The sequence below is a fragment of the Haladaptatus marinus genome (genome assembly GCF_051194195.1).
The window spans coordinates 247,006-272,965 of record NZ_JBLZNK010000007.1; the positions used below are offsets into that span (position 1 = coordinate 247,006).

33 protein-coding genes and 3 pseudogenes are annotated in these 25,960 nt (G+C 53.5%); 12 read left to right on the plus strand and 24 right to left on the minus strand.

Annotation, left to right across the window (positions count from 1 at the left end; all coding sequences use genetic code 11):
* Positions 1-124: 124 nt before the first annotated feature.
* Positions 125-730, minus strand: a complete 606-nt coding sequence (locus ACN2TU_RS23220) for a hypothetical protein (protein ID WP_435158823.1) — start codon at positions 728-730, stop codon at positions 125-127.
* Positions 731-844: 114 nt separating this feature from the next.
* Between ACN2TU_RS23220 and ACN2TU_RS23225 the strand changes: the two genes are divergently transcribed.
* A complete protein-coding gene (locus ACN2TU_RS23225; RefSeq protein ID WP_435158824.1) occupies positions 845-1,075 on the plus strand; it encodes a DUF7120 family protein in 231 nt (76 codons plus the stop codon).
* Positions 1,076-1,092: 17 nt separating this feature from the next.
* On the opposite strand, the gene sufB is transcribed toward ACN2TU_RS23225, so the two are convergent.
* Positions 1,093-2,523 (minus strand): Fe-S cluster assembly protein SufB, encoded by a 1,431-nt coding sequence (gene sufB / locus ACN2TU_RS23230; RefSeq protein ID WP_435158825.1) that lies wholly within the window; start codon positions 2,521-2,523, stop codon positions 1,093-1,095.
* 214 nt (positions 2,524-2,737) lie between these two features.
* On the opposite strand from sufB, the pseudogene ACN2TU_RS23235 reads away from it, so the two are divergent.
* Positions 2,738-2,923: pseudogene (locus ACN2TU_RS23235) on the plus strand (DUF5789 family protein); the annotation flags it as partial.
* 737 nt (positions 2,924-3,660) lie between these two features.
* Here the strand turns inward: ACN2TU_RS23235 and ACN2TU_RS23240 are convergent.
* From ACN2TU_RS23240 to ACN2TU_RS23260, 5 genes are all read right to left on the minus strand, one after another.
* Complete coding sequence (locus ACN2TU_RS23240; RefSeq protein WP_435158827.1) at positions 3,661-4,098, minus strand: SRPBCC domain-containing protein; 438 nt, start codon at positions 4,096-4,098, stop codon at positions 3,661-3,663.
* Between the two features lie 177 nt (positions 4,099-4,275).
* On the minus strand, positions 4,276-4,530 hold the full coding sequence (locus ACN2TU_RS23245) for a DUF8118 domain-containing protein (RefSeq protein WP_435158828.1): 255 nt from the start codon (positions 4,528-4,530) through the stop codon (positions 4,276-4,278).
* Between the two features lie 67 nt (positions 4,531-4,597).
* On the minus strand, positions 4,598-5,062 hold the full coding sequence (locus ACN2TU_RS23250) for a type II toxin-antitoxin system VapC family toxin (RefSeq protein ID WP_435158829.1): 465 nt from the start codon (positions 5,060-5,062) through the stop codon (positions 4,598-4,600).
* Positions 5,062-5,436 (minus strand): DeoR family transcriptional regulator, encoded by a 375-nt coding sequence (locus tag ACN2TU_RS23255; RefSeq protein ID WP_435158830.1) that lies wholly within the window; start codon positions 5,434-5,436, stop codon positions 5,062-5,064. Before ACN2TU_RS23255 ends, ACN2TU_RS23250 begins: the two co-directional genes overlap by 1 nt.
* A gap of 65 nt (positions 5,437-5,501) precedes the next feature.
* A complete protein-coding gene (locus tag ACN2TU_RS23260; protein ID WP_435158831.1) occupies positions 5,502-5,726 on the minus strand; it encodes an SWIM zinc finger family protein in 225 nt (74 codons plus the stop codon).
* 242 nt (positions 5,727-5,968) lie between these two features.
* Between ACN2TU_RS23260 and ACN2TU_RS23265 the strand changes: the two genes are divergently transcribed.
* Positions 5,969-6,466 carry a winged helix-turn-helix domain-containing protein gene (locus tag ACN2TU_RS23265; protein WP_435158832.1) on the plus strand — a complete coding sequence of 166 codons (498 nt, stop codon included), beginning with the start codon at positions 5,969-5,971 and terminating at the stop codon, positions 6,464-6,466.
* A 54-nt stretch (positions 6,467-6,520) separates the two neighbouring features.
* The gene (locus ACN2TU_RS23270) at positions 6,521-6,916 is read left to right on the plus strand and encodes a toxin-antitoxin system TumE family protein (protein ID WP_435158833.1); all 396 of its coding nucleotides are present in this window, start codon (positions 6,521-6,523) and stop codon (positions 6,914-6,916) included.
* A gap of 23 nt (positions 6,917-6,939) precedes the next feature.
* Here the strand turns inward: ACN2TU_RS23270 and ACN2TU_RS23275 are convergent, their stop codons facing one another.
* Together ACN2TU_RS23275 and ACN2TU_RS23280 are read right to left on the minus strand one after the other, a co-directional pair.
* On the minus strand, positions 6,940-7,278 hold the full coding sequence (locus ACN2TU_RS23275; protein WP_435158835.1) for a SprT-like domain-containing protein: 339 nt from the start codon (positions 7,276-7,278) through the stop codon (positions 6,940-6,942).
* Positions 7,279-7,419: 141 nt separating this feature from the next.
* Positions 7,420-7,749, minus strand: coding sequence for a DUF7344 domain-containing protein (locus ACN2TU_RS23280; protein WP_435158837.1), 330 nt, complete (start codon positions 7,747-7,749; stop codon positions 7,420-7,422).
* An 856-nt stretch (positions 7,750-8,605) separates the two neighbouring features.
* Between ACN2TU_RS23280 and ACN2TU_RS23285 the strand changes: the two genes are divergently transcribed.
* Positions 8,606-9,181 carry a DoxX family protein gene (locus ACN2TU_RS23285; RefSeq protein ID WP_435158839.1) on the plus strand — a complete coding sequence of 192 codons (576 nt, stop codon included), beginning with the start codon at positions 8,606-8,608 and terminating at the stop codon, positions 9,179-9,181.
* A 348-nt stretch (positions 9,182-9,529) separates the two neighbouring features.
* Here the strand turns inward: ACN2TU_RS23285 and ACN2TU_RS23290 are convergent, their stop codons facing one another.
* Positions 9,530-9,703: a hypothetical protein gene (locus ACN2TU_RS23290; protein ID WP_435158841.1), complete on the minus strand. Its 174-nt coding sequence runs from the start codon at positions 9,701-9,703 to the stop codon at positions 9,530-9,532.
* Positions 9,704-9,777: 74 nt separating this feature from the next.
* On the opposite strand from ACN2TU_RS23290, the gene ACN2TU_RS23295 reads away from it, so the two are divergent.
* Together ACN2TU_RS23295 and ACN2TU_RS23300 are read left to right on the plus strand one after the other, a co-directional pair.
* Positions 9,778-10,629 (plus strand): DUF7344 domain-containing protein, encoded by an 852-nt coding sequence (locus ACN2TU_RS23295; protein ID WP_435158843.1) that lies wholly within the window; start codon positions 9,778-9,780, stop codon positions 10,627-10,629.
* Between the two features lie 2 nt (positions 10,630-10,631).
* Positions 10,632-10,931 carry a HalOD1 output domain-containing protein gene (locus ACN2TU_RS23300; protein WP_435158844.1) on the plus strand — a complete coding sequence of 100 codons (300 nt, stop codon included), beginning with the start codon at positions 10,632-10,634 and terminating at the stop codon, positions 10,929-10,931.
* 63 nt (positions 10,932-10,994) lie between these two features.
* Here the strand turns inward: ACN2TU_RS23300 and ACN2TU_RS23305 are convergent, their stop codons facing one another.
* The 4 genes from ACN2TU_RS23305 to ACN2TU_RS23320 all read right to left on the minus strand — a co-directional run bounded on the left by ACN2TU_RS23305 (position 10,995) and on the right by ACN2TU_RS23320 (position 13,261).
* A complete protein-coding gene (locus ACN2TU_RS23305) occupies positions 10,995-11,159 on the minus strand; it encodes a hypothetical protein (RefSeq protein WP_435158845.1) in 165 nt (54 codons plus the stop codon).
* Between the two features lie 91 nt (positions 11,160-11,250).
* Entirely contained in the window at positions 11,251-11,538 is a 288-nt protein-coding gene (locus ACN2TU_RS23310) for an SWIM zinc finger family protein (protein WP_435158847.1), read from the minus strand.
* A complete protein-coding gene (locus tag ACN2TU_RS23315; protein ID WP_435158848.1) occupies positions 11,516-12,931 on the minus strand; it encodes an ATP-binding protein in 1,416 nt (471 codons plus the stop codon). Before ACN2TU_RS23315 ends, ACN2TU_RS23310 begins: the two co-directional genes overlap by 23 nt.
* Before the next feature lie 174 nt (positions 12,932-13,105).
* The gene (locus ACN2TU_RS23320; RefSeq protein ID WP_435158849.1) at positions 13,106-13,261 is read right to left on the minus strand and encodes a hypothetical protein; all 156 of its coding nucleotides are present in this window, start codon (positions 13,259-13,261) and stop codon (positions 13,106-13,108) included.
* Positions 13,262-13,352: 91 nt separating this feature from the next.
* Between ACN2TU_RS23320 and ACN2TU_RS23325 the strand changes: the two genes are divergently transcribed.
* Positions 13,353-15,167, plus strand: a complete 1,815-nt coding sequence (locus ACN2TU_RS23325) for a formate/nitrite transporter family protein (RefSeq protein WP_435158973.1) — start codon at positions 13,353-13,355, stop codon at positions 15,165-15,167.
* A 28-nt stretch (positions 15,168-15,195) separates the two neighbouring features.
* Here ACN2TU_RS23325 and ACN2TU_RS23330 read toward each other — a convergent pair whose 3' ends face one another.
* The 5 genes from ACN2TU_RS23330 to ACN2TU_RS23350 all read right to left on the minus strand — a co-directional run bounded on the left by ACN2TU_RS23330 (position 15,196) and on the right by ACN2TU_RS23350 (position 18,121).
* On the minus strand, positions 15,196-15,681 hold the full coding sequence (locus ACN2TU_RS23330) for a hypothetical protein (RefSeq protein WP_435158850.1): 486 nt from the start codon (positions 15,679-15,681) through the stop codon (positions 15,196-15,198).
* Positions 15,682-15,738: 57 nt separating this feature from the next.
* Positions 15,739-16,164: a nitrile hydratase accessory protein gene (locus ACN2TU_RS23335; RefSeq protein WP_435158852.1), complete on the minus strand. Its 426-nt coding sequence runs from the start codon at positions 16,162-16,164 to the stop codon at positions 15,739-15,741.
* On the minus strand, positions 16,161-16,778 hold the full coding sequence (gene nthA, locus ACN2TU_RS23340) for a nitrile hydratase subunit alpha (RefSeq protein WP_435158853.1): 618 nt from the start codon (positions 16,776-16,778) through the stop codon (positions 16,161-16,163). The genes ACN2TU_RS23335 and nthA overlap by 4 nt, the downstream gene beginning before the upstream one ends.
* The gene (nthB, locus tag ACN2TU_RS23345) at positions 16,775-17,446 is read right to left on the minus strand and encodes a nitrile hydratase subunit beta (protein WP_435158854.1); all 672 of its coding nucleotides are present in this window, start codon (positions 17,444-17,446) and stop codon (positions 16,775-16,777) included. The genes nthA and nthB overlap by 4 nt, the downstream gene beginning before the upstream one ends.
* An 81-nt stretch (positions 17,447-17,527) precedes the next feature.
* A complete protein-coding gene (locus ACN2TU_RS23350) occupies positions 17,528-18,121 on the minus strand; it encodes a SprT-like domain-containing protein (protein ID WP_435158855.1) in 594 nt (197 codons plus the stop codon).
* Positions 18,122-18,498: 377 nt separating this feature from the next.
* Here ACN2TU_RS23350 and ACN2TU_RS23355 point away from each other — a divergent pair, with 377 nt between their 5' ends.
* Together ACN2TU_RS23355 and ACN2TU_RS23360 are read left to right on the plus strand one after the other, a co-directional pair.
* On the plus strand, positions 18,499-18,696 hold the full coding sequence (locus ACN2TU_RS23355; RefSeq protein WP_435158857.1) for a DUF7557 family protein: 198 nt from the start codon (positions 18,499-18,501) through the stop codon (positions 18,694-18,696).
* Entirely contained in the window at positions 18,693-19,091 is a 399-nt protein-coding gene (locus ACN2TU_RS23360; RefSeq protein ID WP_435158858.1) for a PIN domain-containing protein, read from the plus strand. Before ACN2TU_RS23355 ends, ACN2TU_RS23360 begins: the two co-directional genes overlap by 4 nt.
* 1,016 nt (positions 19,092-20,107) lie before the next feature.
* On the opposite strand, the gene ACN2TU_RS23365 is transcribed toward ACN2TU_RS23360, so the two are convergent.
* On the minus strand, positions 20,108-20,869 hold the full coding sequence (locus ACN2TU_RS23365; protein ID WP_435158860.1) for a M23 family metallopeptidase: 762 nt from the start codon (positions 20,867-20,869) through the stop codon (positions 20,108-20,110).
* Between the two features lie 198 nt (positions 20,870-21,067).
* Here ACN2TU_RS23365 and ACN2TU_RS23370 point away from each other — a divergent pair.
* A pseudogene (locus ACN2TU_RS23370) lies at positions 21,068-21,535 on the plus strand (winged helix-turn-helix domain-containing protein); the annotation flags it as partial.
* A 31-nt stretch (positions 21,536-21,566) separates the two neighbouring features.
* Here the strand turns inward: ACN2TU_RS23370 and ACN2TU_RS23375 are convergent.
* The 4 genes and pseudogenes from ACN2TU_RS23375 to ACN2TU_RS23390 form a co-directional block, all read right to left on the minus strand.
* Positions 21,567-21,761: pseudogene (locus ACN2TU_RS23375) on the minus strand (PIN domain-containing protein); the annotation flags it as partial.
* Complete coding sequence (locus ACN2TU_RS23380; protein ID WP_435158861.1) at positions 21,758-22,291, minus strand: DUF7437 domain-containing protein; 534 nt, start codon at positions 22,289-22,291, stop codon at positions 21,758-21,760. The pseudogene ACN2TU_RS23375 and the gene ACN2TU_RS23380, both read right to left, overlap by 4 nt.
* Before the next feature lie 488 nt (positions 22,292-22,779).
* Positions 22,780-22,953, minus strand: coding sequence for a DUF5786 family protein (locus tag ACN2TU_RS23385; protein WP_435158862.1), 174 nt, complete (start codon positions 22,951-22,953; stop codon positions 22,780-22,782).
* A gap of 126 nt (positions 22,954-23,079) precedes the next feature.
* Complete coding sequence (locus ACN2TU_RS23390) at positions 23,080-23,247, minus strand: hypothetical protein (protein ID WP_435158863.1); 168 nt, start codon at positions 23,245-23,247, stop codon at positions 23,080-23,082.
* Positions 23,248-23,476: 229 nt separating this feature from the next.
* On the opposite strand from ACN2TU_RS23390, the gene ACN2TU_RS23395 reads away from it, so the two are divergent.
* Positions 23,477-25,930: a DUF5059 domain-containing protein gene (locus tag ACN2TU_RS23395; protein WP_435158864.1), complete on the plus strand. Its 2,454-nt coding sequence runs from the start codon at positions 23,477-23,479 to the stop codon at positions 25,928-25,930.
* Positions 25,931-25,960: the final 30 nt, after the last annotated feature.

Sequence of the window (25,960 nt, forward strand, 5' to 3'; positions counted from 1 at the left end):
TATTCGAAGCGGTCAACCGATTGTGACTGATCCTACAGCGGCATCATGATTTGCGAGTGCAGTGAAACAGTCATCTTGGGCAACGAACTCATGGATCCAGGCAAGCGAGGCGTCCATCTTTTTATCAGTTTGGTGTGATTTCGATCGTTTCGACCGGCAGGTCAGGGAAGTGTTCGGCGGCGACGTTCGTTGCGTGCTGCCGTGCTCGGTCGAGGAGGGCCGTCGGTGTCTCCGGTGTATCGTCGGTCACAGCGTTCGCGCTTTCGGTGAGCGTTCGCTGGTCGATGATAGCCGAGACCGTCAATTGGCGTGTCATGGATAAAAAGGGCTGAAGCGGTGGTTCGTTCGGCAGTTCCTTCCGTCCCGTTTGCATGCATGGCCAGCACGGGAAGCCTCCGAGGCCGTCACAGTCGCAGTCTTCCGGTTCGGCATCGTCGTCGTCCTCGGAGGGGAATGGCGCAAGCGTCCCGTCATCGGTTGTGTTTTCGACGGTGGCCATGTGTTTGCAGAAGGCATTGCGGTGGACGTGGTGCGGGCCCGTACAGGCCATTGCGTCGTCGGTCACATCGTCGATGGAGACGATGTACTGGTGGTCTGCGGGCTTGTCGTGGCTCTCGTTGGTGACGTCGACGAGTCCGGGAGCTTCGACGTCGAAGTCGAATTGTTCCCATTGTGCGCGTTTCTGTGCCGTCTCGGCAGTGTTACGGGCTGCGGTTTGTTTTGTACTCATGGATTTCGGGGTTGTCCGTAGGAAAGAGTAAAAACAGCAATAACCGAGGAATAGCACACTACGCATCGAGAAACCAGCCCGAGAGCTAATCTGTCTCTAGACCAGAGTGTGTCTATGGTCACGCTTGAGGTAGCCTTGCCTGACCGTATCAAGAGTGATATTGATCGCCTTGTCGAACAAGGTGATTTTCTGAATCGAGAACAAGCAATTAAAAAACTTCTGTCACTCGGTGTGTCGGCTCAGGATACGGAGAGTGAATCCGAAGAGGAACTAACTGAAGATCTATTTACGCAGGCTGTCGATGATCAGCAGGATCCGGCTGATCAATACGATGATTCGCTCTAATCCTTATCTCAAAAAGATCAGCCAAGACTGCCTTCCATTTCGAGTTCGATGAGACGGTTGAGTTCGACCGCGTACTCGATGGGAAGCTCCTCCGTGATGGGTTCGATGAACCCGCTCACGATCATCTGTTTCGCGTCGTCGTCGTCCAATCCGCGACTCTGGAGGTAGAACACGTCCTCGTCGCCGATCTTCCCGACCGTCGCCTCGTGGGCAACGTCAACGCGATCCTCGTTGATCTCCATATACGGCATGGTGTCCGACGTGGACTCGTTGTCGAACATCAGCGCGTCACACTCGACCGACGTGGACGAGTCAACCGCACCGTCGCTGATGTGGACGAGGCCGCGGTAGTTCGTGCGACCGCCGTCCTTGCTGATAGATTTCGACTCGATGGTCGAGTTGGTGTTCGGGGCGTTGTGGTAGACCTTCGCGCCGGTGTCGATATTCTGACCCTCGCCCGCGAATGCGATGGAAATCTGATTCGCGGAGGCACCGCGACCTTTGAGAATCGAACACGGATAGAGCATCGTTACCTTCGATCCCATGCTGCCAGAGACCCATTCCATGCGGCCACCGGCTTCGACGATGGCACGCTTGGTGTTGAGGTTGTAGGTGTTTTTCGACCAGTTCTGGACGGTCGAGTACTGGACGTGAGCGTCCTCATCGACGAACACTTCGACGCCACCGGAGTGGAGATTGTGGCTACCGTACTTGGGTGCGGAACACCCTTCGATGTAGTGAACTTCGCTTCCTTCCTCCGCGATGATGAGCGTGTGCTCGAACTGCCCCATCCCTTCAGAGTTCATGCGGAAGTACGCCTGTACCGGCATCTGGACTGTCACGTCTTCGGGAACGTAGACGAACGACCCGCCAGACCAAACGGCACCGTGGAGTGCCGCGAACTTGTTGTCGCTCGGCGGCACGCACTTCGTCATGAAGTACTCCTTGACGAGATCTTCGTGCTCTTGAACCGCCTCGTCCATGTTACAGAAGACAACGCCCTTTTCCTCCCACTGCTCCTGCATGTTCTGGTAGACGACTTCAGACTCGTACTGGGCACCGACGCCCGAGAGTGCCTTGCGCTCGGCTTCCGGAATGCCAAGTTTCTCGAAGGTGTCCTTAATATCGTCCGGGAGGTCGTCCCAGCTGTCCGCCCCTTCACGCTTGTCGACGTCTGGGCGAATATAGGGAATGATCTCTTCGACATCGAGTTCCGTGAGGTCGGGCTGGCCGGGCCAGTCCGTCGGCAGGGGCATGTTCTTGTAATGTTCCAGTGCACGGAGGCGTCGTTGGAGCATCCATTCGGGTTCGTCCTTGTCCTCGCTGATGAGGTGGACGACCTCTTCGGTCAGTCCCTTGTCGGATTTGACCGCGGCCCGCTGTTCTTTCTTGAACTCGAACCGTTCCTCTGTGTCTGTATCACGTAGGTGATGCTGGTCTGAACTCATATTTAAAAGTGAGTGCTCTAGCCTGATGAGGCTGGTGGGTAAGCTAACGATAGACAGGAGTGTATGTTGGGATCCTCGTTGATCCGTTCCTCGTCTGTCTTCATTTGACTAATTAGCCAATATTTTATTCTGGCTCGCGATCTACTACGTTCTTATGAGTGATGATTGACCTTCGGTTGAAGACCGAGCAGAAAGTGGCGAACTCGGTGAGTTCGATCAGGCCCTCGAAGAACAGGACTATCCACTAACAGGAGATGAGTTAGTTTCCGCATTTGGCGACTATGAGGTCGAATCAGTCGACGGCACACAATCCATCGAAGAAGTGCTTGGTTCAGCCGACGAGAAAACGTATAACTCTTCAGATGAAGTCCGAGACAACATATTAAATCGGCAAGAATAGAAGACGGGTCTCACAGTATTGTTTGTTTTGATATAGAAACGGTCGAAGCAGGAGCGCAGCGAGTCGAGGAACGATGTCCAGTGTCCGACAATGTAAAAAAAAAACGAGATGGCAGTTCAGCTGTCGGTCGATCCTCGGTAGAACAGTCATTTTTGAATTCGTTTCGATGCGAACGAGTTGATCCAGGGCTGGATACTCATCTCTTGAGAGAGACTGCGATGAATCTGCTTGCTCTATTCTTCATTTTCATCCGATTGGTAGTACTCCCACGCTTCGTCAGGGATCTTCAACATGGTTCCACAGTAGGGGCACGTAGCCGTCTGTGTATCCGGTGCATCGAATGGTTCGCCACATCGTATGCACCTCCACTCAACACACTCTTCCTTTGTCATGCTACGAAAGCCTAGTTACTCACGAGGTGTATGATTGGCGTGTGGTAGGTTACCCGCTATCGAGACCATTTGATCTGGATTTCCTCATGTTTCACTATCAGGGAAACAATCGGCTGAGGAACCACCACTGTCGGCGATCGCAATTTGGAGAGCCTCGTCTGCTGTTCCGATATCGTATACCCGAATCGCAGTCCCAATGGACACCCGACAATCTATAGAGATAATTGAGGAGTCAGAATAGATTTTATTTCAACAAGAGGTGTCCTCATTCTTAGATGGAATTTGTCGACCGCAGGAACAATCGTTATACTGTAATGTAGTGTTCCCTCGGTTCCCGCTAACCAACTAGCCGTCCTGTTCGACGAATGCCGTGAGGTTGTCGAGTGTCGATTTCATTCCTGCCTCGTGGTTCTCCGGCTGGATGCCTGCTGGCACGTTCTCGGCGCGGACGGTCACGATCGTTCCACTGTCCGCGGGCTCGAACGTCCAGACCATACGCATGGTTCCCTCGAACGCCGGGTCGTCGCTCTCGAAGAGGACTTCCTGCTCAATTCGATGGTTTGGTTCAAGTCGAGGTAAACGTACTTCCATCTCGTCGAATGCTTCCGATGTCTTACCCTGTCCGGCCTGCTGGTCCTTGTAGGTGAGCCGCATTCGGTACGTGCTTCCTTCGCGGAAGTCGAAGTGGAGCATTTCGCCGGTCATGTTGCCCGGAGGAAGCCAACGTTCCATGGCACCGGGCTCTGCGAAAGCTTGGTAGATGGCTTCTGGAGAGGCCTGCATTCGTTTCCTCGCGGAATCTACTCTCTCAACCATGTATTCAGTAACGCGCCGAGGATGGTGGATGTTGCGCCGCGTGCGCTTGCGCTCGGTCGAACCAGCCGCACACTCGGTTAGCGTTCGCTAGGCACCATCGGCCAGCGTTGTTTGGCGTGGCATAAATGAAAAAGTGAGACGAGGTTAGCAGCAGTCAGTGAGTGCGTCCTTCCGGGTGGCCTCCGCGCCACAGTTCTCACACTTCCAGTAGGTGTGATCGACGTTGCCGTACTTGTCGTAGCCAGTGTACGGGCCACTGATACGCTCGTCTTCGTCCTCTGAGGGGAAGGCCTCAAGCGTCCCGTCGTTAGTTGCATTTTCGACGGCAGCCGTGTGCTTGTAGGAGGATTGGGAGTAAACAGGATGCGGGCACGTACAAGCAAACGACTCGTTGGTCATGTAAACTAGAAAATCGCCGATTGTGATGAGCAACTGTGAATACGCTCTGTGAGTGAGCTAGTACAGTTCACAAGATACCAACATCCTCTGGGACAACTGTGAGCCCGAGGGTTCGGAAATCACTATCGAAGGCAAATACATGAGTAGCATCTCGTTCATCTGCCAACACACCAGTCATGTGATCCACAAAGGATATTTGCTGATCATCATATCGACTAAATTCCGCACACGTGTTTGCGAACGCCGCTGGTCCAGGATAGAGAATTATCAAATTTGGTGATTCACGAATGCGTTGAATCCCCTCAACAGCTGCATCGTGGCCCAGTTTCCGAAGCATCAGTGTTGCAAGTTCGCCGACCGCAAAGCTACTAATATAGAGCGGGCGGTATGGAGCCTCACCTGTTCGAATCTTCTGCATGACGACGCGAGCAGCATCATGTCGCTCGTCGTTTGGATTGAAGACGGCAAAGAGCGCGCCGGTATCAACAAAGAGAGAACGAGCAGCGTCAGCGGTAGATGTACTTGGCGGCATTATTCGTCGTCAGAATTCGCTTCGATTGAACCATAGAGATATTCGTCGACGTTTGCAGCATCTGTCGGTTCCTCACTTGCAAAGGATGGTGGCTCTGCAAAGAGTGGATCATCGGGATCGAATTCGGTCGCTGCTTGAGTATCATCCGCCCGCCACCACAGGACGGTTCGTCCTGATTTGCGTCGATGGATACGCCCTTGTTCATGTAGCTGGCCGAGTTTTTGTCGAGCGGCCTCCGTTGAACAGTCGAGAACGTCGGCAACGTCACGCGAAGTGATCGTCGGACCCTCGATTTGATCGAAGACACGGAATACGCGTTCAAGCGTAATTGTTTCGGCATAGTGGCCAGAATCTGTACGTGATTGGTCGCTCATATTCGGTTGATAGTGCTCCGATTGCCTTAACCGTATTGGAATACGCAAATGGTAGTTGAAGCAGGTTAGTTCGGTAGTTCCTTCCGTCCCGTGTGCACGCACGGCCAGCATGGGAACCCACCGAGGCCATCGCAGTCACAGTTTTCTGGTTCGGCATCGTCTTCGACCTCGGAGGGGAAGGCGTCAAGTGTTCTGTCATCGGTTACATTTTCGACGGCGGCCATGTGTGTGCAGTAGGCGTTTCGGTGGACGTGATGCGGACCCGGACAGGCCATCAGTTCTTCAGTCACGTCGTCGATGGAGACGGTATACTGGTGGGCTGCAGGGCTCTCGTGGCTCTCGTTGGTGACGTCGACGAGTCCGGGGGCATCGGTGTCGAAGGCGAATTGGTCGGCCTGTGCGCGTTTCTGTGCCGTCTTGTCAGCTTCACGGGCTATAATATAGTCAAGAAAAATCCAGTAAATTCGGCACCAGTAGATAAGAAATACGACCTTGAGAAAACTATTTTACGTAGTGGCACTCAGTATTACGTATGACCGATATCAACGAGCAAGTCAAAGAGGAATGGAAAGCCACCACAACAGGCAGAGAGCGAGTCAAAGAGATACTCACCGAAACCACAGAGTACACAAAAGCTAGTGTCATCGCGAAGCAGGCCCTGGTGAGTGAGCCAACCACTAGAAAATACCTGACTGAACTCGTCGACGAAGGTATTGGTAGCACTCGCCAGGATGGGCGTACAACGCTATACAAGCGGAATGAAGGCCACCGCATCAACAACCGTATTGAAGAACTCCGCAGGACCCACTCGCATCGAGATCTCATTGCAGGCATCCAAGAGATGAACGAGACGTTGCAGGAGTTTCGAGAAACTTACGACGTCGAGAATCCAGAGGATCTCGCAATCAAGCTTGAGCCCGGTGATAACGGGTGGAAAGATATCGGGAAGTGGAGAGCAACGAGACAGAATCTCGCTCTCGCAAAAGCTGCGCTCCAAGTAGATGAAGCCCATCGGCTCGCGGAAGCCTGATCCATGACGGACGATTGGACGTATGTCGATACAGGCGCTCCGGACCAGGATCTCATGAAGAGAGCACGAACAGTTGCCGAAGAGTACGAACCACTCATTACCGATTCAGGGTTTGATAACGCTCTGAATCCAGAGACGCTTCATCTCTACGTTGCAGACGGCATTACCGCAGATAGCGGCCGGTTTGATATCACGTGGACGGACAAACACTACTACCGCTATCATTACACCGAAGGAGACGTCTTCAACTATCGCTACGACTACCATCCTCGACGAGACCTCCCCACAAACCACTTTCACGAACCACCAGATGCAACCCATGGTGATGCTGTTCCCTCCTGTATCGACGTCACAGCAGTGCGACTCGTCACTCTCGCTGTCCTCCAACTCTGGCGGGATGCGGTGGATGCTGGCGATCTCACACGCCTCCAGCAACCAGATCCCCCATAATGTACGGTCTCGGTGGGAGCTACTTACTCCGAATTCGGGCAGTGACTATCGCCTTTCTCGGCGCGCAGTGACCCACCGCACTCACTACAGCAGTACTGCTCGGGGTTGCGCACTGTTTTCGAGCGGCGATAGCGCGGAATCCGACCGCCGCAGTCCTCGCACACCAGCCACCACTTGGGTGCAGTGAAGCGTTCGCAGTGTTGCGAAGTATCGAGAGCGTCCGTCCAGCGGGTGAATGTTGCCTCGTGATCGGCGTCGCCAAACTCGTGGTACTGCCGGGCGTGAAGGAGTTCATGTCGGACAGTTTCGCTAAATTGCTCCCAGCCGTGGTGTTCGTAGGGCGTCCAGGTCAGCGTGATCATAACCTCGTCCGTTGTCGGGTCGTACTTTGTGACCTCTGTAAGTGCCTGGACGCTCTTCGAAATCTCCCTAGCAAACTACTTTGACTGCTAGATCTCGAAAGTATCCTGCTGAGATCGCCATTGAAGCGTTATCTACTCGGCTCAATCGGCGTGTTCGAGAACCTTCGCGACGGTCACAATTGCGTCAAATTCGGTTGGCGTCCCCTGAATGGTAATTTCTCCTTCATTGCGATCGTATTCAATCGAGTCAATTTCAGTTGTTTTTGGGATATGCACCTGGCGAAGAGAGAGTTCGATCCGATCGTACTGCTCGTCAGGAATTGTTTCATCAGTCGCGTCGTTTTCGTGATTTGCAACATACTCCACAACCTCATCAACCGTTACTGTTCCACTCTGTTGATCGAGATAGTATAGTGCGTATCGTCGCCGCTTCGTACTGAATAAGTCGAAGATAGTGTCTAATGTCGCCATGTTTCCCATCAACGTCTAGCCAATCGTCGACGATAGTGATTGTGGATTCGACCACCACTCCGGGGAAAATTCTTGCTCCAAATTGTGTTAAGAATATTTTATTAAAACTCGGAGAGTTGTCAATCGGGACCCCGAATATCCCAACTCGTGTGAATTCTCGCGCTTTAGCGAAGGGAGAATGTCAAAGCGAACTCAGCCTAGGACGTCTGGATTGAGCAGAATATTAACAGCTGCCGTGATTCCGAAACTCGTTATGATCGCAGTTTGAACACTGGGTTGGCTTTGAAATGAACGTTGTACCACAGTCTTCACATTCAAAAATATCACCGGTTGTTCGGACTTGCTTTTCCGTTTGCTGAGCGGCCTCTTCCGGAGTGAAGGCGTCACGTAATCGATGAAGTAGTTCTATAGTCTGGTATGAGATACCAGCAACTCAGCCATATATGTTTTCATTCTAAAAGCTTTAAACAGATTATTAATCTATCCCGCAATAAATATCGATATATAACTCTGTGATTGGAGTTTGTTTGACAAATTGGCGCCACTGAGAATTATCGAGACATGGATTAAAACGGAAGCGCAGGTTTGTTCGGCAGTTCCTTCCGGCTCGCTTTCACGATGGACAGCCTGGGAAGCCATCGAGGCCATCGCAGTCACAGTCCTCCGGTGGCCCGCTCTCGTCGTCGATAGGTGTCTCAGTATCTTCACTCTCGTTGCCATTCACCGAGACAAAAATGAGTCGATAGCGGTGCTAAATAATTTTTATAACTAATACAAATCCATGACACAGCCTATCTAAATACACTTATATACTTTAACGTTGTTTTAGAAGATAGGAAGTTTTTCTTCCGATACCATGACTGCATCCACCATCTCTCCAGACACTCGCAACACCTTCGAAAGCACCATCGGTGGCTACACGGTTGGAACCCGTGCTCACAGCCTCTCAGCTTGGTTCGTCCTCGCGCTTCGGCTCATGATGGGTTGGGCGTTCGCATACTCGGGATTCACGAAAATCGTCGCCGCCGAACCGTTCTCGGCCGGTGGCTACCTAACCAACGTCGCGGCGACCAACGGCAACCCGATCGCAGGCCTATTCGCCTGGATGGGCTCGACCCCGTGGTTCGTCGAATTCGCGAACGTCGCTGTCCCGTGGGGCGAACTGTTCATCGGTCTTGGACTGCTCGTCGGCGCGTTCGTCCGTCTTGCGGCGTTCTTCGGCGCGCTCATGATGCTCATGTTCTACTTCGGGAACTGGGACATCGCTCACGGCGTCATCAACGGTGACTTCGCGTACATGCTCGTATTCCTCGCCGTTGCAGCGTTCGGTGCCGGCCGGATCCTCGGCCTCGACACGTACATCGAACAGTACAAGATCGGCGGTCAGGCGCTCGTCGAGCGCTACCCCATCCTCGAGTACGTCCTCGGGTAGATTCTGACAGTCAACCCCATACCGCCTTCATGTGAGAATCGGTCTATCACTCGTTCTTGATCCTTCGTTTCCTCCCATCAAATTCGGCCGTCTCGCTCGTTCTAGTGAGTGAATCGGCACGGTACTTGTCATAACATTCTCATCTGCACTACGTACGCGCCCAGACGGAAAAGCCGGCGGTGTCCCTGGCGCGATACAGTTGTCACTCTTAGCGATTACAGTGTGGATACACTTCATGAGTGGACACTGATCAGCGATTTACGGAAGCGTTTGTTGACAGGCTATAGAGAAGAGGGGCTGAGAGAGGAGTTACTCTGGAATCTCTTGCCGATCCGTTTTTACGCATTCTTAACACGGGAAGCCACCGAGATCCTCACAGTCGCAGTCGTCTGGTTCGGCATCGTCTTCGTAGTCCTCGGACGGGAAAGCGTCGAGTGTTCCGTTCTCGGTCGCGGTTTCGACGGCGGTCATGTGCTTGCAGAAGGCATTGCGGTGGACGTGGTGCGGACATGTACAGGCCATTAGCTTGCCGGTCTTACTACAGTCTGTTACGGGCCAGACGACTTATCGGTGTTGAGCTATTGCGTTGGAATAATATGACTAGCAATGTGCGTCGAAATAGGACGGCTATTCTATCCGATCCCCACTATCGGGAGATACTGGCTGTGCTTGAAGATGCCAAAAGGCCGCTCCACGTGACCGAGCTGGCCGAACAGCTAGTCAAACGAGACGAGACGATGATCAGCGCTGACGAGTACGAACGTCAGCTCAAACAGGAACGGCTCTCGTTGCATCATAACTCTCTCCCAAGACTTGCAGAATACGGGGTAATTGACTACGATTTAGAGGAGAACATCGTTTCGCCTCGTACCGATGTAGTACCTGAGATCGACTGGCTCGACGAGGACGTTTTTGACCAGTTGCTGGCGAGGTTCTCGACTGATTCGCAATCTACCGAGAACTCGATCGGGATCCTCGAAGGCCATCAGGCAACAATCGAGTACGGCAGACAACTTGCCGACGAGGCGGAGGAAGAACTGTTCTGCATGTACGTCAGCACTGATTTGCTCGAAGAGGAGTGTCTTAGCCACGCGGAAGACGCTATCAACCGAGGTGTAGAGCTGTATTTGGGGTCACAGAATCCCGAGGTCTGCGATCTCTGTCGCAAACGTCTGCCCGAAGTCACGCTTTGGGAACCCCAACGTGCATGGTTGAGAGCGCCATCGGGGTACCCGAGGGTCGGTCGCCTGGTTTTCGTCGACCGCCGAAAGGTCATGCTCGCCATTTTGGATGAGCCGAACTCTGATGGCAGTTACCCAGAGGAGAGAGCAATGGTTGGAGACGGCGAAGACAACCCACTGGTCGTCCTCGTTCGAGAATTGCTTGGATCACGACTCGACCACCTCGACTACCAGAGTGCAGATTTCCAAAGTGAAATCCATTCGTAACAATGACAAATGATTCATCAGACGATAACGAGACTGCCACCCAAGCCACCGAACTCACTTATGAAATCGGGGAGGGAGAATCACCGAGTGAAGCCGTCGTTCGGGCAACTGCTGCCCTTACGAACACGCCAGTGATCGACCTTGATCCACTCTACTCTGTGATGGATCCTGTTCACCTTGACGGCCTTTTCAGTGAATCGAGTAGACGAACCGACCACAAGGAGAATTCGGTGACGTTCAGCTTTAACGGGTGCTGCATTTCCGTCGCTGGAGATACTGTTGTCGTTCGAAGAAGCGAGTAGATTACTGATTGAATTGCTCCCAGCCGTGTTGCTCGAAAGCGTCCCAGCTGAGCGTGATCGTAATCACGTCCGTGTCGAGTCGTACTTAGTGACGCCTGCCTGCCGTTTCGCGCGGTGGGACACGTCCCACTCAATCGCTTCAACCGGTAGGTCCGGGAAATGCTCAACCGCGACGTCCGCTGCATGTACTTGCGCTCGGTCGAGCAGGTTGCGCTCAGTCGTCCTCACGTTCGGTCGTATCCGCACACTCAGTTAGCGTTCGCTGGGCACCATCGGACAGCGTTGTTTGGCGTGACATAAATGAAAAGGTGAGATGGGATTAGTTCGGGAGTTCTTTGCGACCCGCACGAACACACGGCCAGCACGGGAAGCCATTCAGGCCGTCACAGTCGCACTCTGCCGATTCTGTGTCGTCTTCGTTGTCCTCGTCGTCCTTCGACGGGAAAGCCTCAAGCGTCCCGTCGTTTGTTGCGTTTTCGACAGCGGCTATGTGTTTGCAGGAGGCGTTGCGGTGGACGTGGTGCGGGCACGTGCAGGCCATCAGTTCCTCGGTCACGTCGTCGATGGAGATGGGGGAGTGGTGTTCACCGTGTTTCGTCTGTCTCAAGTGTACCTACAACATCATTGAGATTGAAAAGGCGAAGGTCAGTACGATCGTCAGCAGCTCCTTCCACGGATGATTTGAATCCTGACCGGCTGAATAATGCGTATTCATACGATGGACTGCCGCCCGTCTTCGGTGTCCAGTCGATATACTCGACTGTCTCTTCGAGATTGTTGAGGATATCATACCCGAGTGGAGCATTTGTGAACTTGGCTTCAGCGACGAGAAGTTCCGACTCGTCAGTCGGGGCGACGACATCGATTTCGCGTCCTTTGTACCACCACTGACTTGGCACCCGTGTGAACGTATATCCAGAATATAATGCAGGGAGCGCATCGTGACAAAGCTCTTCAAACGTTTCACTCACGAAGTCCGGCAACTCTGGTTCGATAAGATCCTTGTATGCATTTTCGCCATAGAGTTCATATTGACCACCACGGCCGTACAGATACCGGAAGTAAAAACGAAAGACGGGATCTCGGATCTTGTATCGCGTTCGTTTGCTTCGCGTTGGGTCAGCGAGTGCTGGATGATGTTTTTCGATGATCTGAAGCGTTTCCAAACGGTCGAAATAATAGGACGTATTGGTACTCTCAATTCCGGCCCCCTGTGCGATTTCGTTTCGGCTTCGATTTCCGCTCGCCATCGATTCTAGTACCGAGAAATACGTGTTTACCTCATTGAGTTCCATTTGGAGCACTGTTTCTGGCTCGTTATGGAGTGGCCCATCCGGGTCACACAATAATTGTGTGATATTCTCTCCGAGCGATCGTGATGCGTCGAGTGGATCTAGATAGCGCGGTGTGCCACCGAAGACACCATACACGAATACACGATCCTCCGGATTGTATCCCGGAACGAATTCTTGGACCGACCGGAAGGGGAGTTGTGTGAGTTCCATTCGACCGTTCGGTGTCTGGGAGACACGGCCATAGAGTGGCGCACCGCCATCGAGCAAATAAGTATGAATCATACCGATCGCTGACCCTGTCAGGACGAGCGTTGCTTGACTGTCGTCCACGCCGGTATCCCACAGGTGTTGCACGATAGAGGGGAGGCTCTCGTCTGATTCAATGAGATACGGAAACTCGTCGATAATGATGATCGCGTCTCTCGCAACGAGGTGTGTAAGAAGTGGTTCCCACTCTTCTTTGACGGATGTAATGCCGGGAAATGTTGAGTCAGCTGCTTCAACGAAGCGAGAAAGTTGGGTGGTAGGAGTCCCTTGGACAGCCTGATAGTAGACGACATCGTTTCGATCGATAACGGATTGTCGAACGAGTTCGCTCTTCCCGATTTGCCGACGGCCGTAGATGATCGCGAGTTCCGCTTGTTCGCTATCATACAGCGTTTTGAGTCGGTCAAGTTCCTTGACGCGATTGACGAACTGTTCCATACATACTGTAGATACACGGGGTATGTATGTGCTTCGAAGTTAGTGGTGAAACTATTATAGTCTAAACTCTAATAGTCTCATTCCTAATCTTCGCTTTCCGTCAGCGTTCGCTGGTTGGTTAGATCTGAGAACGCTAATTGGCGTGTCATGGATAAAAAAGGGTTGAAGCGGTGGTTAGTTCGGCAGTTCCTTCCGTCCCGTTCGTACATACGGCCAGCACGGGAAGTCACCGAGACCATCACAGTCGCAGTCTTCGGGTTCGGTCTCGTCTTCGTCGGAGGGGAAGGCGTCGAGGGTCCCGTCGTCGGTCGCGTTTTCGACGGCAGCCATGTGTTTGTAGTGGGCGTTCCGGTGTGTGAAGGGACCAAATAATCAGTAATAGAACACAATTCGTATAGCTTGTCGGACATTATAGACTATGATGTCAGACTCGGATTCGGACTCGGACCGAGAGACTGTTCGTGATGCTGTTGAAAGCTCTCGGAGCGGTGCTCCCGCAGTTGGAGCAGTGGTCCGAGACCGTTTTTCTTCAGATGAAATTTTCCAACGGATTATTGCAGCTGCTGACGAGGAAATAACGTCAACCTCTCGCGAATTATTCTTCGGGGCTCTCGCAGGAGGGTTTGCGATTACAATCACCTTTCTTCTCTATTCGTCAATGACTGCTACGATGGGCGGTAATCCACTTTTTAGTGCACTACTGTATCCACTTGGATTCATCTACATTATACTCGGTGGGTATCAACTATATACCGAGAACACGCTCCCACCAGTCGCTTTGACAATCGAACGACTGGCAAGCATTCCAGCTCTATTACGTCACTGGCTTATCGTACTATCCGGTAACTTCACAGGAGGTGCCATCGGAGCAATCGCACTTACATGGGGTGGTGTCTTTTCACCAGAGGCAGCAGCTGCGGCTCTCCACCACGCCGAAAATGGGATCGAGACGCCACCATCATCGTTGTTTTTTAAAGCGGTTTTTGCTGGATTGATAGTCGCTGGAGTTGTTTGGGTGGTATATGCCTCTCGTGATACAATTTCACGGCTAGTAGTCGTGTATTTAGCGTTCCTTGCAATCCCATTAGGCGGCCTTTTTCACGTCGTCGTTTCTTTCACTGAAATGACCTACTTAGTGCTGGCAGGAGACATTGGAATCTCTGTCGGACTCACACAGTTCGTTATTCCAGTTCTACTCGGCAATACAGTAGGTGGGGTTGTATTAGTAACCGTGGTCAACTACTTCCAAACGAGCGAACGCCGACTCGAAGCAGCTCGATTCGAAGGCATCGATCGTCAGCTTTCGATTCGAGAGTGGTTACTCGGGGATCTCGTCGGACGCTCATACGTTTCAATGATTGATACTAGTGAAATGGCTTCATCTGATAACGATGCTTACCGGATCTTGGTTCCAATTGAGAATCCTCGTACCGAATTAGAAGTGGTAAACCTAGCAAGTACTTTCGCCAGTCGACGGGAGTCTGCGGTGATCCATGTGGTTCATATCGTTCAAACACCCCTCCGTGCCTCGATGAGCTACGATCATGATCAGCAAGACCGTATTATTGCTGAATCTGATGCACTGATGGACGGTGTTCGTGACACTGTTGACTCTTATAATATTTCCTGCGAGACGTCTACAGTCGTTTCTCATCGTTCATTTCAGGAGGTATTTGATGTTGCTGAGCGTGAGCACACAAATCTTGTCGTGATGGGATGGGATACGGACCGACTCTGGGGGGAGGCACGCGCAGAAAAGCCGATCGACGAATTAACGAAATATCTTCCATGTGATTTTCTCGTATTAAAGGGCCAGGAGCTGGATGCTTCGAGGATTTTGTTACCTACTGCAGGTGGTCCTGATTCGGAATTAAGTGCAGAAGTAGCACGGGAATTCGTGTCTGCTCTCGGATCAACAGTGACCCTGTTACACGTTGTAGATGGGCCCAACGAACGTGACTCAGGTGAACAGTTTCTCTCTAACTGGGCAACAGAAAACGACTTAGACACTGCTTCGCTCGTCATAAACGATACTGGGGATGTCGGCGAGGCGATCAAGCGCGAATCGAAAGACCATACGCTAGTAATCATCGGAGCAACAGAGGAAGGACTACTTTCACGGCTTGTAAAAAATACATTACATTATGACGTTCTCAATGAAGTCGATTGTTCCGTATTGTTGGCGGAGCGACCAAGTAATCGAACTATCATCGAACGACTATTCAGTAGAAAATGAACGCTGCTTCTGATAGCTCACTTTTAATTTATGGATGGGTATAGATTTCAGGGAAATGCTCGGTGACGACGTTCACTGCATGCTGTTGTGCTCGGTCGAGCAGGGCTGTCGGTGTCTTGGGTGTATCATTGGTCGCAGCATCCACGCTTTCCGTGAGCGTTCGCTGGTCGGTGATATCCGAGAACGTCAATTGGCGTGCCATGGATAAAAAGGACTGAAGCGGTGGTTCGTTCGGTAGTTCCTTCCGTCCCGTTCGCACGCATGGCCAGCACGGGAAGTCACCGAGGCCGTCACAGTCGCAATCTTCTGGTTCGGTATCGTCTTCTTTGTCCTCGGAGGGGAAGGCGTCGAGTGTTCCGTCGTCCGTCGCGGTTTCGACGGCGGTCATGTGTTTACAGAAGGCGTTGCGGTGGACGTGGTGCGGACACGTACAGGCCATCAGGTCTTCAGTCACGTCGTCGATGGAGACTGTGTACTGGTGGTCTGTGGGGTTCTCGTGGCTCTCGTTGGTCACTTCGACGAGTCCGGGGGCATCGACGTCGAAGGAGATTGGAACCTTGTGACCTGAACCTCAGTGTCGCTGTCTATCGCCGCTATTCGCAGTAGTTTCGTGGTCATGATGATTTCCTTCGGCGTGGCTGTCTGGCAAGCGGTCTGCGTGGGCGTGGGGATCTCCTTCAACGAACTCGTGGCCGTCTCGGTCACCGTTTTCGAACGCCGCGACGCGGGCCGTGAGATCACCGTAGTCAAGAATCCCTCGTTCGACCAACGACCGTTCGAGCGCGGTTAGCCATTGGCGGAAATAGACCGCCTCCTGTCCGCCGTTCTCCCGGTCGGCATTCACTTCCTCGACGAGACGGGTCTGGAACTCCTGCCACGTGAGGGTCTCATCGGCTTGGTTGTCGGTAAGGGCAACCGCGAGGGCAAATGCACGAGCCTGCCACGGGGCGTCGAACGTCGGTGCGTCATCTCCGGGTTCGGGCGTGAAATCAGTCATACGAGCCGCTCCACCCCTAACATGGCGTTGCGCGTCACGAGGTCCCGGAGTTCGGTCTCGCTCAGCCGGTTGGTTCCGGGGGGGCGTTGGGGTAACACCATATACCGAATCTCAGAGTTACTATCCCACACTTCCAACTCGACATCGTCGGGAATCTCGGTGTCGAACTCCTCGCGGAGCAGTGTCCGGGGTTCGTCGACGGCCCGCGAGCGGTAAGCTGGCGTTTTGTACCAGGTCGGCGGGAGTCCGAGGACTGCCCACGGATAGCACGAACAGAGCGTACACACCACGAGATTGTGCGTCTCGGGTGTGTTCTCGACGACTCGCAGTTCCATCACCTCGTTGCTGACCTCCACGTCAAGTTGGGCCACTGCCTCGATTCCGTTCTCGAGGAGACGGTCTTTGAACTCAGGGTCGATCCAAGCCCGCGCGACTACTTTCGCGCCGATCAACGGGCCGACCTCCTCCTCATAAGTGGAAATCACGTCGTCTACGGCATCGGCGCTCAACAATCCCTTCTCGGTCAGCAGTGATTGGAGTGCCCTGGCTCGGGCCTCGGGGTCGTGGTCACGAAGGTCGTTCGTCTCGGTGATGGAATTGGATGTGTCGGTCATGGTTCCATAAGGTAGCTTTCCCAGAGTTCGATGTGGACGGCGTCGGCATCGGTGTGGTCGGCACCCCAGAGGTCGGCGGCGTCGAATTTGACGTTGTAGAGTGGTTCCGCGCGGTCCTCGCCATGGGCACTCGCATCCGGCAGGACGTGAGTTCCCCGGTGGGCCTGAATCGTTCCCCGGATGCCACGAATGTATCTCGGACACCGGGTGTGGCCCTTAGGATGGTTATTGTGAACCTCGACCTCGTCACCGGGTTCAAAAACGGGATCTTCCGGTTCGCGTTCCGATTGGTAGACCTCAGCGACTCCTTCGGTGAGCTCGCCCAGCGACGGACCGGGTTCGTCGGAGATCTCGGCCTCCCCACGCTCGAACGCTGCTGCTCGGTCTGCGAGTTCGTCACGGTCGACGACGTCAGCGTCGATGAGGAGCGACTCAATGCCTGTGAGCCAGCGCTCGTAGTACGGCTTCTCCAGATAAAATTCGGGGTTGTGCTGTTCGAGCGCGTAGCGGAATTCGTCCAGATTGAACGCACCACTGGCGATACCGGCGACGAACAGCGCGTAGACGCGTCCTTCCCAGTCTTGGTGAAACGGCGACGCATCGTCGGGTTCGTCTGGTGGGAAGTCGTCGAATCCATCCATCCCACCGAGGTCGTGGATGCCGTCCATAACCTCTCCTCGATGTCGGCGGGGAAAACCCTTATCCAATCAGTAACAAGAACCATTCACGCCGATACCTCATTACGACTATCACTCCTCCGTTTCGTCACTTACTAACTCATCCACCAACGGCTCAATCGGAATCTCAACGCGTTCGCCCAGCTCGTGCTCGAAAACCTGATCGGGGCACCATTCTCCCCCCGACCTCCGCGGCCTCAAGACGCTCCTCGCGCGGATGGCGTTATACCAATTCGCCGATTTGAACCGCTCGCAGTGCCGCGAGGTGTCGAGAGCATCGATCCAGCGGGTGAACGTTGCGTCGTGATCCGCGTCGCCGAACTCGTGATACTGCCACGCGTGGATGAGTTCATGGCGCACCGTCGAACTGAATTGCACCCTCCCGTGGTGTTCGTAAGCCGTCCAGGTCAGCGCAATCGTGATTGCCTCTGTTGTCGGGTCGTATTTCGTAACGCCTGCCTGTCGTTGTGCTCGGTGTGAGACCTCCCACTCAATCGCTCTGATCGGCAGCTCGGGGAAGTGTTCGGCGGCGACGTTCGTTGCGTGCTGCTGTGCTCGGTCGAGCAGATCCGTCGGTGTCTCGGAGGTATCGTCGGTCGCAGGTTTCGCGCTTTCGGTGAGCGTTCGCTGGGTGGCGACATCGGAAAGCGTCGTTTGGCGTGCCATAAATGAAAGAAGTGAGTGAGTTAGCAGCAGTCGGTGAGTGCGCCCTTCCGGGTGGCTTCCGCGCCACAGCCACCACACTGCTAGTACGTGTGATCGACGGTGCCGTACGTGTCGTAGCCCGTATAGGGACCATTGATACGCTCGTCTTTGTTGTCTTCCGATGGGAACGCTGTCAGGGTGCCGTCGTCCGTCGCGGTTTCGACAGCGGTCCTGTGCTTGCTTAGGGCCCCGCTCGGCCTGAAATCCCATTGTAGGATTCCCGCGCCTAAAGTCGCGGGAGGAGATCAACTCGGATAGCAACGCAAACAGTTCTGTGCTAACCCATCAGGCAGGGAGCCAGCGTAAACTAATTACGTTTGTATGCAGTCCGTATACACATGAGCACGTCGATCAGAGTATCTGATGAGACAAAACGAATGTTAAAGAGTCTAAAAAGAGACGAGGAAACATTTGATGAGCTCCTTGAACGCCTTGCACAGAGTGAGAAACCCATCGATATCGGTGCCTGGGACAAGGAAGACGCCGAACGAGCGCGGGAGGCTGTGAAACGATCCCGGGAGAGCTTCGACCGGTGACATTCCTTGATAGTTCCGTCATTATCGATATGCTGGAGGGTGTCCCCGATGTAGCTGAGGCCGTGGAAGAACGCGGTCAACCATATCTCACCTCTTCACTTTGTGTGTTCGAGGTTTTAGATGGAACAGTTGGTAACGGTAAGACCGATGTTGTCGAAGTGCGTCAGCAGTTCGGTGGCGTCCGAGCGTTGGACTTGAACGAGCAAATCGCATTGGAGGCAGCACGAATGCAAGATACGTTGATGAACGATGGCCAACGAATGGCTGCACGCGACCTGCTCATTGCCGCGACTGCAAAATCCACTGGGGACGAACTCATAGTCGCCGACCGTGATTTCGAGACCAATTATCTCACCGAGATAATGGACATCACGAATCTCAACCCCAAGAAGTGATCGCTTTTGCGGTAGTACTGCCGAGCGATATCGATCATACTCCACGAACGTTCGCTGGTCGCTGATCTCCGAGACCGTCACTTGGCGAGACATGGATAAAAAGGGCTGAAGCGGTGGTTAGTTCGGCAGTTCCGTCCGTCCCGTTCGCACGCACGGCCAGCACGGGAAGTCACCGAGGCCAACGCAATCACAGCCTATATTTTGAGTGGAGAACTTGCTACTACGCAGGGTAGTTCCCGCAGTCCTATGATTTGAAATTGCCGAGTCGCAAATTTTTTCGAACGTACTGTAGCATTGAAACCATGGACTCATCAGAGACTGCTGCAGTCAATGAACTTGAAGAACAGGAGCTATATGAGCTGGTTCGCAGAGCAGTTGAGATGCACTTTTAGGGATGGTTGGGACGCTCCTCTTAGTTGGAGTTGCTGTGGTTCTGGTATGGACTGGAGTAACAATTGCCTTGTATGGAACCTCAATTGTTGGACTCGTAGCAGGGATTGCTGCCATTGTTTTCGGCCTCTATCTGGGATTAGCAACGTTAGAGATTATACCACCGATACGGGAATGGCTCTAAGCGGAATACTCGAAGCTCCTCCTTCTTCTACGGCTGTTAGTACGAACACGGGATACAGATTCACCCCGAGAAGGGAAGCAGACATCAGGAACATCAATCGCTGTGCCATGGATAAAAAGGGCTGAAACGGTGGTTAGTTCGGCAGTTCTGTCCGTCCGGTTCTTACGCACGGCCAGCACGGGAAACCGTTGAGGCCGTCACTGTCGTACTCGGCTGGTTCAGAATAGTCATCCCTGGAGGGGAACAACCCCACGTGTTCATTAGTTATGGGCAGACGCTACTCAGCGACGCCTACAATGTCACCGGCAAACAAACAAACGTCCTCTCTCGAGTCATGGGAAGGCTCATAACTGACCGCTTTCTCATTGTTGCGGTCGACATCAACGCCAAAGAAGCGTGGGACCAGGCCAGCAGCCGTCCAGAAATTTTTGGTATCTTGTAACTAATAGTGCAAGTGTGGTTCGGTCGAATGCCCAGAATTCCCGCACTGACCAATTATGTCCCCAGCCGTAACGGAATCACCCTCGGAAACAGTTGTGCTGCCCGCTTTGAGGTGCGCGAGGAATGAGTATTCACCAACTTCGTGTTCGATAGTAACGTGATTGCCCGCGATGTCCCACGTGCGCCACTCGATCTGGGCACTTCGTGGGCGGGGGAAGTCACGGCGCCGGTCACTCACTGCGACTACAGTACCATCCGCAGGCGCACGTATTGGTTTCCCGAAAGCGTAGTAATCGTCTAACTTCTCGCCATTGCCAGTATGAGTTTCACCATCTTTGTCGGTGACGACGAAGTCGTACGCATAGCGCTGGGAAAGAATCTCCCATGAGTGTGAGGTGTCTTTGGTGATGCCGCCGTTAACGACGGTCCATTCACCGTCGAAGGGAAGAGTGAGGGTGGTCTCGGGCATGTGAATCTCTGGACTCGGTTTGCCGTCTCGGTATCGAGCATAGGCAATGAGTTGTCCACCGAGCTGAAGGATCTGAGCGAGAACACCCCACGGTGTGACCGACGAAAAAAGCACGGAAAGCACATAGACAGCCCGCTCGCGGTTGGTAATCTCGACTCCGTCATCATTCTCTTCAGTAGGGATGGTCTGGAGGGCGATCGGAAGGATACCAGCAAGGAGGAAACAGAGGAATCCGAGCCACCACGGGCCTCCGAGATAGTGGATGAGCCCACCGAGCGCAAACCAGACACCCATGAGAATCCAAATATTGACCTTTGCCAGACGAATGAGCAAGCGTCGTGGGAGGGATCTTGAAGCTGGAGCAGAACCGTCGCTATTCTCCATCGCATGTTTTTCCATGGTGCCGGATGGATAATGCAGGATATATTCTTTTTGTGAAACTCAGTTCACAATCCCACACACTCATTGACTCACGCAAAGAATCTAAACCCCATGACGATCGACGACTTAGCTGCTCCTCGGGCAGCTTTCTCCGTTCTTTCTCATGAAGTCCGTCTAGACATTCTATTGGCCTTGTTCGAAAAATGGGAAGGTGAATGGACAGAACCACGGGGCTACGCTGAGTTGATGCGCACTGTTGGCACCGAGGACAGTGGCCAGTTCAACTATCACCTCAACGAACTACGCGACAGTTACATCCGACGCGTTGATGATGGCTACGTTCCGACAGCGGCTGCGACGGCACTCTACCGGGCAGTGTTGGCGAACCGGCCTATGGAGAATGCCGACCAAACGCTCAACGTTGATACCTCATGCCCGACCTGCGATGGCAAACTGGATGTCCAGTATCAAAGAGGGTTCCTCTCGGTGCATTGTCCGAGCTGCGAATCGCCGGCAAGCAGACACACCTATCCATTCCCAGCGAACGGACTCACAGATCGGAGTGACACAGAAGTTTTGTTGACGTTCCATCAACGCCTGCGTTCACACCTCCCTCTTGCCAACGGCTGTTGCTCGATGGATAGGCTTCGTCGTCAGGATCGCCACCGAGCTCCTCATACACGCGACGAGGGACGAGCAACGAGACACCAGCTTGTCGGACAGCCCGGCGAAGCCGTTGGTACTTCTTGTTGTCCGGACCACCACACCGGACGAAGACACCCGTGTCTGCGATGTACGCTGTCATTCGTCGTCGGAGTGGGCACGAATGACTGGTTCAAGGGCCTGCAAAATTATCTCGGCTTCGAGTGGCGAGAGATCCTGTTCACGGGCCATGATTCGGTGATTGACGGTCCCATCCACGAACTCACGAGCATACTCTAGGGCAGTTGCGAGGCCATCGATACCGTGCCGGTCAATGTAGACGTTGATATCCTCGTTTTCTGTGCGGCGTGCGGCGGCGTCTACAAGTTCGTCCGTGATGGTTCGCGTCTCGCCGTCTGCCGTGAGTGTGATCGAGAGCGGTTCGGCTTCAAATTCGTAGGGGCGGTTGTCTTCTTGTTTCGTCAGTAGTCCTGCAGCTTCGAGTGTTCGGACGTAGTCGTAGGCGGTCCCCTGTGGAACGTCAAGTTCGGTGACGAAGTCCGCGACAGTAGCGCCATCAGAACGGAGTGCGTAGGTATAGATCCGCGCCAGTGTTGTGTTCTCCAGTAGTTCAACCACTGTTTGGAGTTGCGCAATTGGTATCGAATCGGTGGAAGCGGCAGACTGTGCCATCGTAGTTATGAATTATGCATAATTCGTAATAGATCTTCCGCTCGGGGTGCGTTATAGTGGAAATGGTGTTACAGATAGTTAGTATGAACTACTAACTAGTGCAGGCTCTTACGCGAAGTAGGAGCGACAGAGCTGACTCACACAGAAAGCAGCGGTTCGTGAAAAGCTTCTTCGTATCTACTGCTTATCGCGAGAACTACTTAAATGAGAATTGGTTAGTGACCCTCACTCTCCTCGACATGGATTAACCCACCGCACTTGCTACAGCTGTACTGTTCGGGGTTGCGGACGGTCTTCGAGCGTCGATACCGGGCAATCCGACCGCCGCAGTCCTCGCGCACGAGCCATCATATTTGGTTCGGTAGATGGGATTCACGCACGGAATCTGTATACTGATCCAGTAACCACTGGTAGCCCAGATAGTGTAGCTTCCACGATTGGTTAGAGTTGACACAGCAAGCTAAAATAGCGGTCAATCACCCGGTGGGCTACTCTGCCTTCACTTCTTTCAGTCGAGCGAGGAGGTCTTCGATTGAGTCCTCACTAGTGTACTCTACGTGACCTTCGAAGTTCGTCCGTCGATCGTCAGACTCAGCGACAACAGAGCTGATTTTCTTCTCGCGACGTTCGTACTCCTCTGCATCGAATGTACCCATTGACATAGAATTACCTCCGTGATAATTATGGGTTCTAACTGAATAAATGGCTATCGGACAAAAATCGGCAGCTATCCGATCCAATAACGTTAAATTCTAACGACTCGAGAATCCACGAGATTAGTTCGCCAGTCATGTCGTTGATAGAGACCCGTACTGGTGGGCTGCGGGGTTCTCGTGGCTCTCGTTGGTGACTTGTACGAGTCCGGGGGCATCGACGTCAAAGGAGAACTGTTCGACCTGTACGCGTTTCTGTGCCGTCTCGGCAGCTTCAAGCGCTGCGGATTGTTTTGTACTCATGGTCTTTCCGTAGATTGGAAGACCGGTGCCGGGTGCTGGTACATCCAACGCGTTACCACACTTTCCTGACTCAGGTTGGATCCCTTTCTACGTCGTCATACCCAATGAAAAACAATGAATCAATGGGGATGGAGAGTTTTTGACATCCTTGGGTATTGACAGGACCTGCGAGATTTAGGCCCGCCAAAAAATCGGAACACTTTAATTGTTTAGGTTAGCCTAATTCGATATGGATACGAATCGACGCAACGTACTTCGGACACTCGGCGCGACAGTGGGCGCGACCGCCCTCGCTGGCTGTGGCAGCCAAGGAAAGACCAACACGGCAGACAAATCTAAGAAGAAAGGCACCGGAACTGGAGCGAAAAATACTGACGGGTCTTCGTCCTCACTCGATGAGAATGTGGCTGTCGCAGCCCAGTGGAACGTCTACCGTGCAAGACTCGACGACGCAGCGGCACTTGCCACAGCAGGGGAGTTCGAGGCTGCCGCGCAGGTAGCGACCAATACCTTCACACAGTTCGAAGAAGCGAGCGGTCCATATGGGGCCCACGAAAAACTCGAATCGACAAGCCATGAATACTATGAGGGCTTCGAGGAGGAACTCGGCCTCGTGAAGGAAAACGCGATCAAAGAAGACCTCGCTGAAGTTCAAGAGGCTCGTCGTCAGGGCACTGGACACCTCTATGGGGCCCAGAAAAAACTTGTTGGTGACGCTATCACGCACGCACTTGATCTCCAGCGGCTTGGCGTTCGCGCGATGAATGCCCGCATGCTTGCGGTCGCAGGGAAGTTCGATGCAGCCGCCCAAGTCGCCGCGAAGACCTATAAAGCGTTCGAGAAAGCTAATGCGCATAAAGATCTTGAATCTGCCTCGAAAGAGCAGTACAAAGCGTTCGAGAAGGGACTGGAGAGCATCGAGAAGGGCGCAAAAGCTGGTGACGCTAGGGCAGTGAAATCCGCGGTCAATGACACCCTTGACGCAGCCATTAAGGGCTCCTATGCTATGACCACAAAAAAGGAGGCTGGTGCTGGCGAGATTGCGACGATGCAGGCCCGTGGCTTCGACACAGCCACTCTCGCGGGACTCGGTGGCCCTTCAACGGACTTTGCCCACGCTGCGGCACTCAATATCTACCGCCACCGTGCGTTCGACGCGCAATGGCTCGCCGCCCGCGGTGAAGCTGACATGGCAGCCACGATGGCCGCCGACATATACGCCCACTTCGAGAGTGCAAAGGCTCACGAAGCCCTCGAACACACCAACCATGAGGCATACGAATCATTCGAGGGCGGCCTCAAATCACTCAAGACGACCATCAAGAACGGTAATACCAAGGGTATCGATTCGGCTGTCATGCAGGTCAATGACGCACTTGTTACCGGTATTGAGAGGCTTGCACCCGGAACACAGGCAGCCGTCCTCGAATCAGCCTTTTTCCGCGCTCGCGTTCAGGACGCGCTGGCCCTCTACAAATCTGGCCAGAATAACACTGCCGCACGCATTGTGAAGGATCTCTTCGCGCGTTTCGAACAGAACGAAGCCGGATTCCACGAAACTTTCGAGCACGCAGACCACAAGGCCTACGAGACGTTCGAAGGACATCTAGAAAACCTCCAGTCCGCCTTTTCTTCGACGAACAATTCCGCTGTCTCTAATCATGGGAGTGCTACCCTAGAGTCCCTACTCGGCTTCGAGACGACGGTCGGCTCCGAGGCCACCGTTAGCGCCGCCGAATCTGGCTTCATGGCTGCTCGTGCGTTTGACGCGGCAGCACTCGCCACTTTGGGGAAGAACAGCCGTGCGGCCACCACCGTCCAAGAGACATTCGGCTTCTTCGAGGCGGGTGCTGGGGGGTTCCACGAAACATTGGAGCACGCCAACCACGATCTTTACGAGTCCTTCGAGCGTAAACTAGAGGCAGTCGGGACGGCTGCTAACTCGAATGGAGACGTCTATGCGGCTGTCAAGGCATTCAATGCGAAAGCTGTCGCAGCGGTCTATGCGGCCGTCCAGAACGCGGGCGGTGACTTCTCGAAAGCCGCTGGTGCACTCGCGAGCGATGCATTTGCCGATTTCGAGAACGCGACCGTTCACGAACTCCTCGAAGAGGCTAACCATGACGCCTACGAGTCCTTCGAGCACAAACTAGAGGCACTCATAGAGGCTGCAAAGTCCGGCTCCGACGTCAACGGTGTACTCAATGCCTATGTAAAAGCGAGTATCCGCGCACAGTTCGCTGTCGTCGGCGCAGTGAAGAAAGCTCCCGTCGGCAAGAGTAGCGGTGGCGAGAGTAGCGGCGAATCCTCACTCTCTGGTGGTCCGAACGTGGTCAAGGGCGTGTCAGAAGATGCCGATCACGTTGTGAAAATACAGGCTGTCTCGTTTGACTCGAAGTCACTCACTGTGAAGAAAGGCGATAAAGTCGCGTTCAAGCACGTTGGTGGTGAAGCCCACACGGTTACGGCATATGAGGAGAAGATACCGGATGGCGCAAGCTACTGGTCCTCTGCGGGCTCGAACAGCCAAAAAGAAGCTGAGAAAGCCTGGGAAAACGGGAAGGGCGCAGTCCAATCTGGCCAAGCCTACGTCCACACCTTTGAGACCACCGGCACTTACAAGTATTACTGCATTCCGCACGAGTCCGCTGGTATGACGGGATCCATCACAGTCGAGAAATAGCGCTGCCGGTATCGTCGATTAGACACCCTA

Excerpts from the sequence above, each read along its gene's own strand:
- ACN2TU_RS23220 (WP_435158823.1), bottom strand. The coding sequence starts at position 730 with ATGAGTACAAAACAAACCGCAGCCCGTAACACTGCCGAGACGGCACAG.
- ACN2TU_RS23225 (WP_435158824.1), top strand. The coding sequence starts at position 845 with ATGGTCACGCTTGAGGTAGCCTTGCCTGACCGTATCAAGAGTGATATT.
- sufB (WP_435158825.1), bottom strand. The coding sequence starts at position 2,523 with ATGAGTTCAGACCAGCATCACCTACGTGATACAGACACAGAGGAACGG.
- ACN2TU_RS23240 (WP_435158827.1), bottom strand. The coding sequence starts at position 4,098 with ATGCAGGCCTCTCCAGAAGCCATCTACCAAGCTTTCGCAGAGCCCGGT.
- ACN2TU_RS23245 (WP_435158828.1), bottom strand. The coding sequence starts at position 4,530 with ATGACCAACGAGTCGTTTGCTTGTACGTGCCCGCATCCTGTTTACTCC.
- ACN2TU_RS23250 (WP_435158829.1), bottom strand. The coding sequence starts at position 5,062 with ATGCCGCCAAGTACATCTACCGCTGACGCTGCTCGTTCTCTCTTTGTT.
- ACN2TU_RS23255 (WP_435158830.1), bottom strand. The coding sequence starts at position 5,436 with ATGAGCGACCAATCACGTACAGATTCTGGCCACTATGCCGAAACAATT.
- ACN2TU_RS23265 (WP_435158832.1), top strand. The coding sequence starts at position 5,969 with ATGACCGATATCAACGAGCAAGTCAAAGAGGAATGGAAAGCCACCACA.
- ACN2TU_RS23270 (WP_435158833.1), top strand. The coding sequence starts at position 6,521 with ATGAAGAGAGCACGAACAGTTGCCGAAGAGTACGAACCACTCATTACC.
- ACN2TU_RS23275 (WP_435158835.1), bottom strand. The coding sequence starts at position 7,278 with ATGATCACGCTGACCTGGACGCCCTACGAACACCACGGCTGGGAGCAA.
- ACN2TU_RS23280 (WP_435158837.1), bottom strand. The coding sequence starts at position 7,749 with ATGGCGACATTAGACACTATCTTCGACTTATTCAGTACGAAGCGGCGA.
- ACN2TU_RS23285 (WP_435158839.1), top strand. The coding sequence starts at position 8,606 with ATGACTGCATCCACCATCTCTCCAGACACTCGCAACACCTTCGAAAGC.
- ACN2TU_RS23290 (WP_435158841.1), bottom strand. The coding sequence starts at position 9,703 with ATGGCCTGTACATGTCCGCACCACGTCCACCGCAATGCCTTCTGCAAG.
- ACN2TU_RS23295 (WP_435158843.1), top strand. The coding sequence starts at position 9,778 with ATGACTAGCAATGTGCGTCGAAATAGGACGGCTATTCTATCCGATCCC.
- ACN2TU_RS23300 (WP_435158844.1), top strand. The coding sequence starts at position 10,632 with ATGACAAATGATTCATCAGACGATAACGAGACTGCCACCCAAGCCACC.
- ACN2TU_RS23315 (WP_435158848.1), bottom strand. The coding sequence starts at position 12,931 with ATGGAACAGTTCGTCAATCGCGTCAAGGAACTTGACCGACTCAAAACG.
- ACN2TU_RS23320 (WP_435158849.1), bottom strand. The coding sequence starts at position 13,261 with ATGGCTGCCGTCGAAAACGCGACCGACGACGGGACCCTCGACGCCTTC.
- ACN2TU_RS23325 (WP_435158973.1), top strand. The coding sequence starts at position 13,353 with ATGTCAGACTCGGATTCGGACTCGGACCGAGAGACTGTTCGTGATGCT.
- ACN2TU_RS23335 (WP_435158852.1), bottom strand. The coding sequence starts at position 16,164 with ATGACTGATTTCACGCCCGAACCCGGAGATGACGCACCGACGTTCGAC.
- nthA (WP_435158853.1), bottom strand. The coding sequence starts at position 16,778 with ATGACCGACACATCCAATTCCATCACCGAGACGAACGACCTTCGTGAC.
- nthB (WP_435158854.1), bottom strand. The coding sequence starts at position 17,446 with ATGGACGGCATCCACGACCTCGGTGGGATGGATGGATTCGACGACTTC.
- ACN2TU_RS23350 (WP_435158855.1), bottom strand. The coding sequence starts at position 18,121 with ATGGCACGCCAAACGACGCTTTCCGATGTCGCCACCCAGCGAACGCTC.
- ACN2TU_RS23355 (WP_435158857.1), top strand. The coding sequence starts at position 18,499 with ATGAGCACGTCGATCAGAGTATCTGATGAGACAAAACGAATGTTAAAG.
- ACN2TU_RS23365 (WP_435158860.1), bottom strand. The coding sequence starts at position 20,869 with ATGGGTGTCTGGTTTGCGCTCGGTGGGCTCATCCACTATCTCGGAGGC.
- ACN2TU_RS23380 (WP_435158861.1), bottom strand. The coding sequence starts at position 22,291 with ATGGCACAGTCTGCCGCTTCCACCGATTCGATACCAATTGCGCAACTC.
- ACN2TU_RS23385 (WP_435158862.1), bottom strand. The coding sequence starts at position 22,953 with ATGTCAATGGGTACATTCGATGCAGAGGAGTACGAACGTCGCGAGAAG.
- ACN2TU_RS23390 (WP_435158863.1), bottom strand. The coding sequence starts at position 23,247 with ATGAGTACAAAACAATCCGCAGCGCTTGAAGCTGCCGAGACGGCACAG.
- ACN2TU_RS23395 (WP_435158864.1), top strand. The coding sequence starts at position 23,477 with ATGGATACGAATCGACGCAACGTACTTCGGACACTCGGCGCGACAGTG.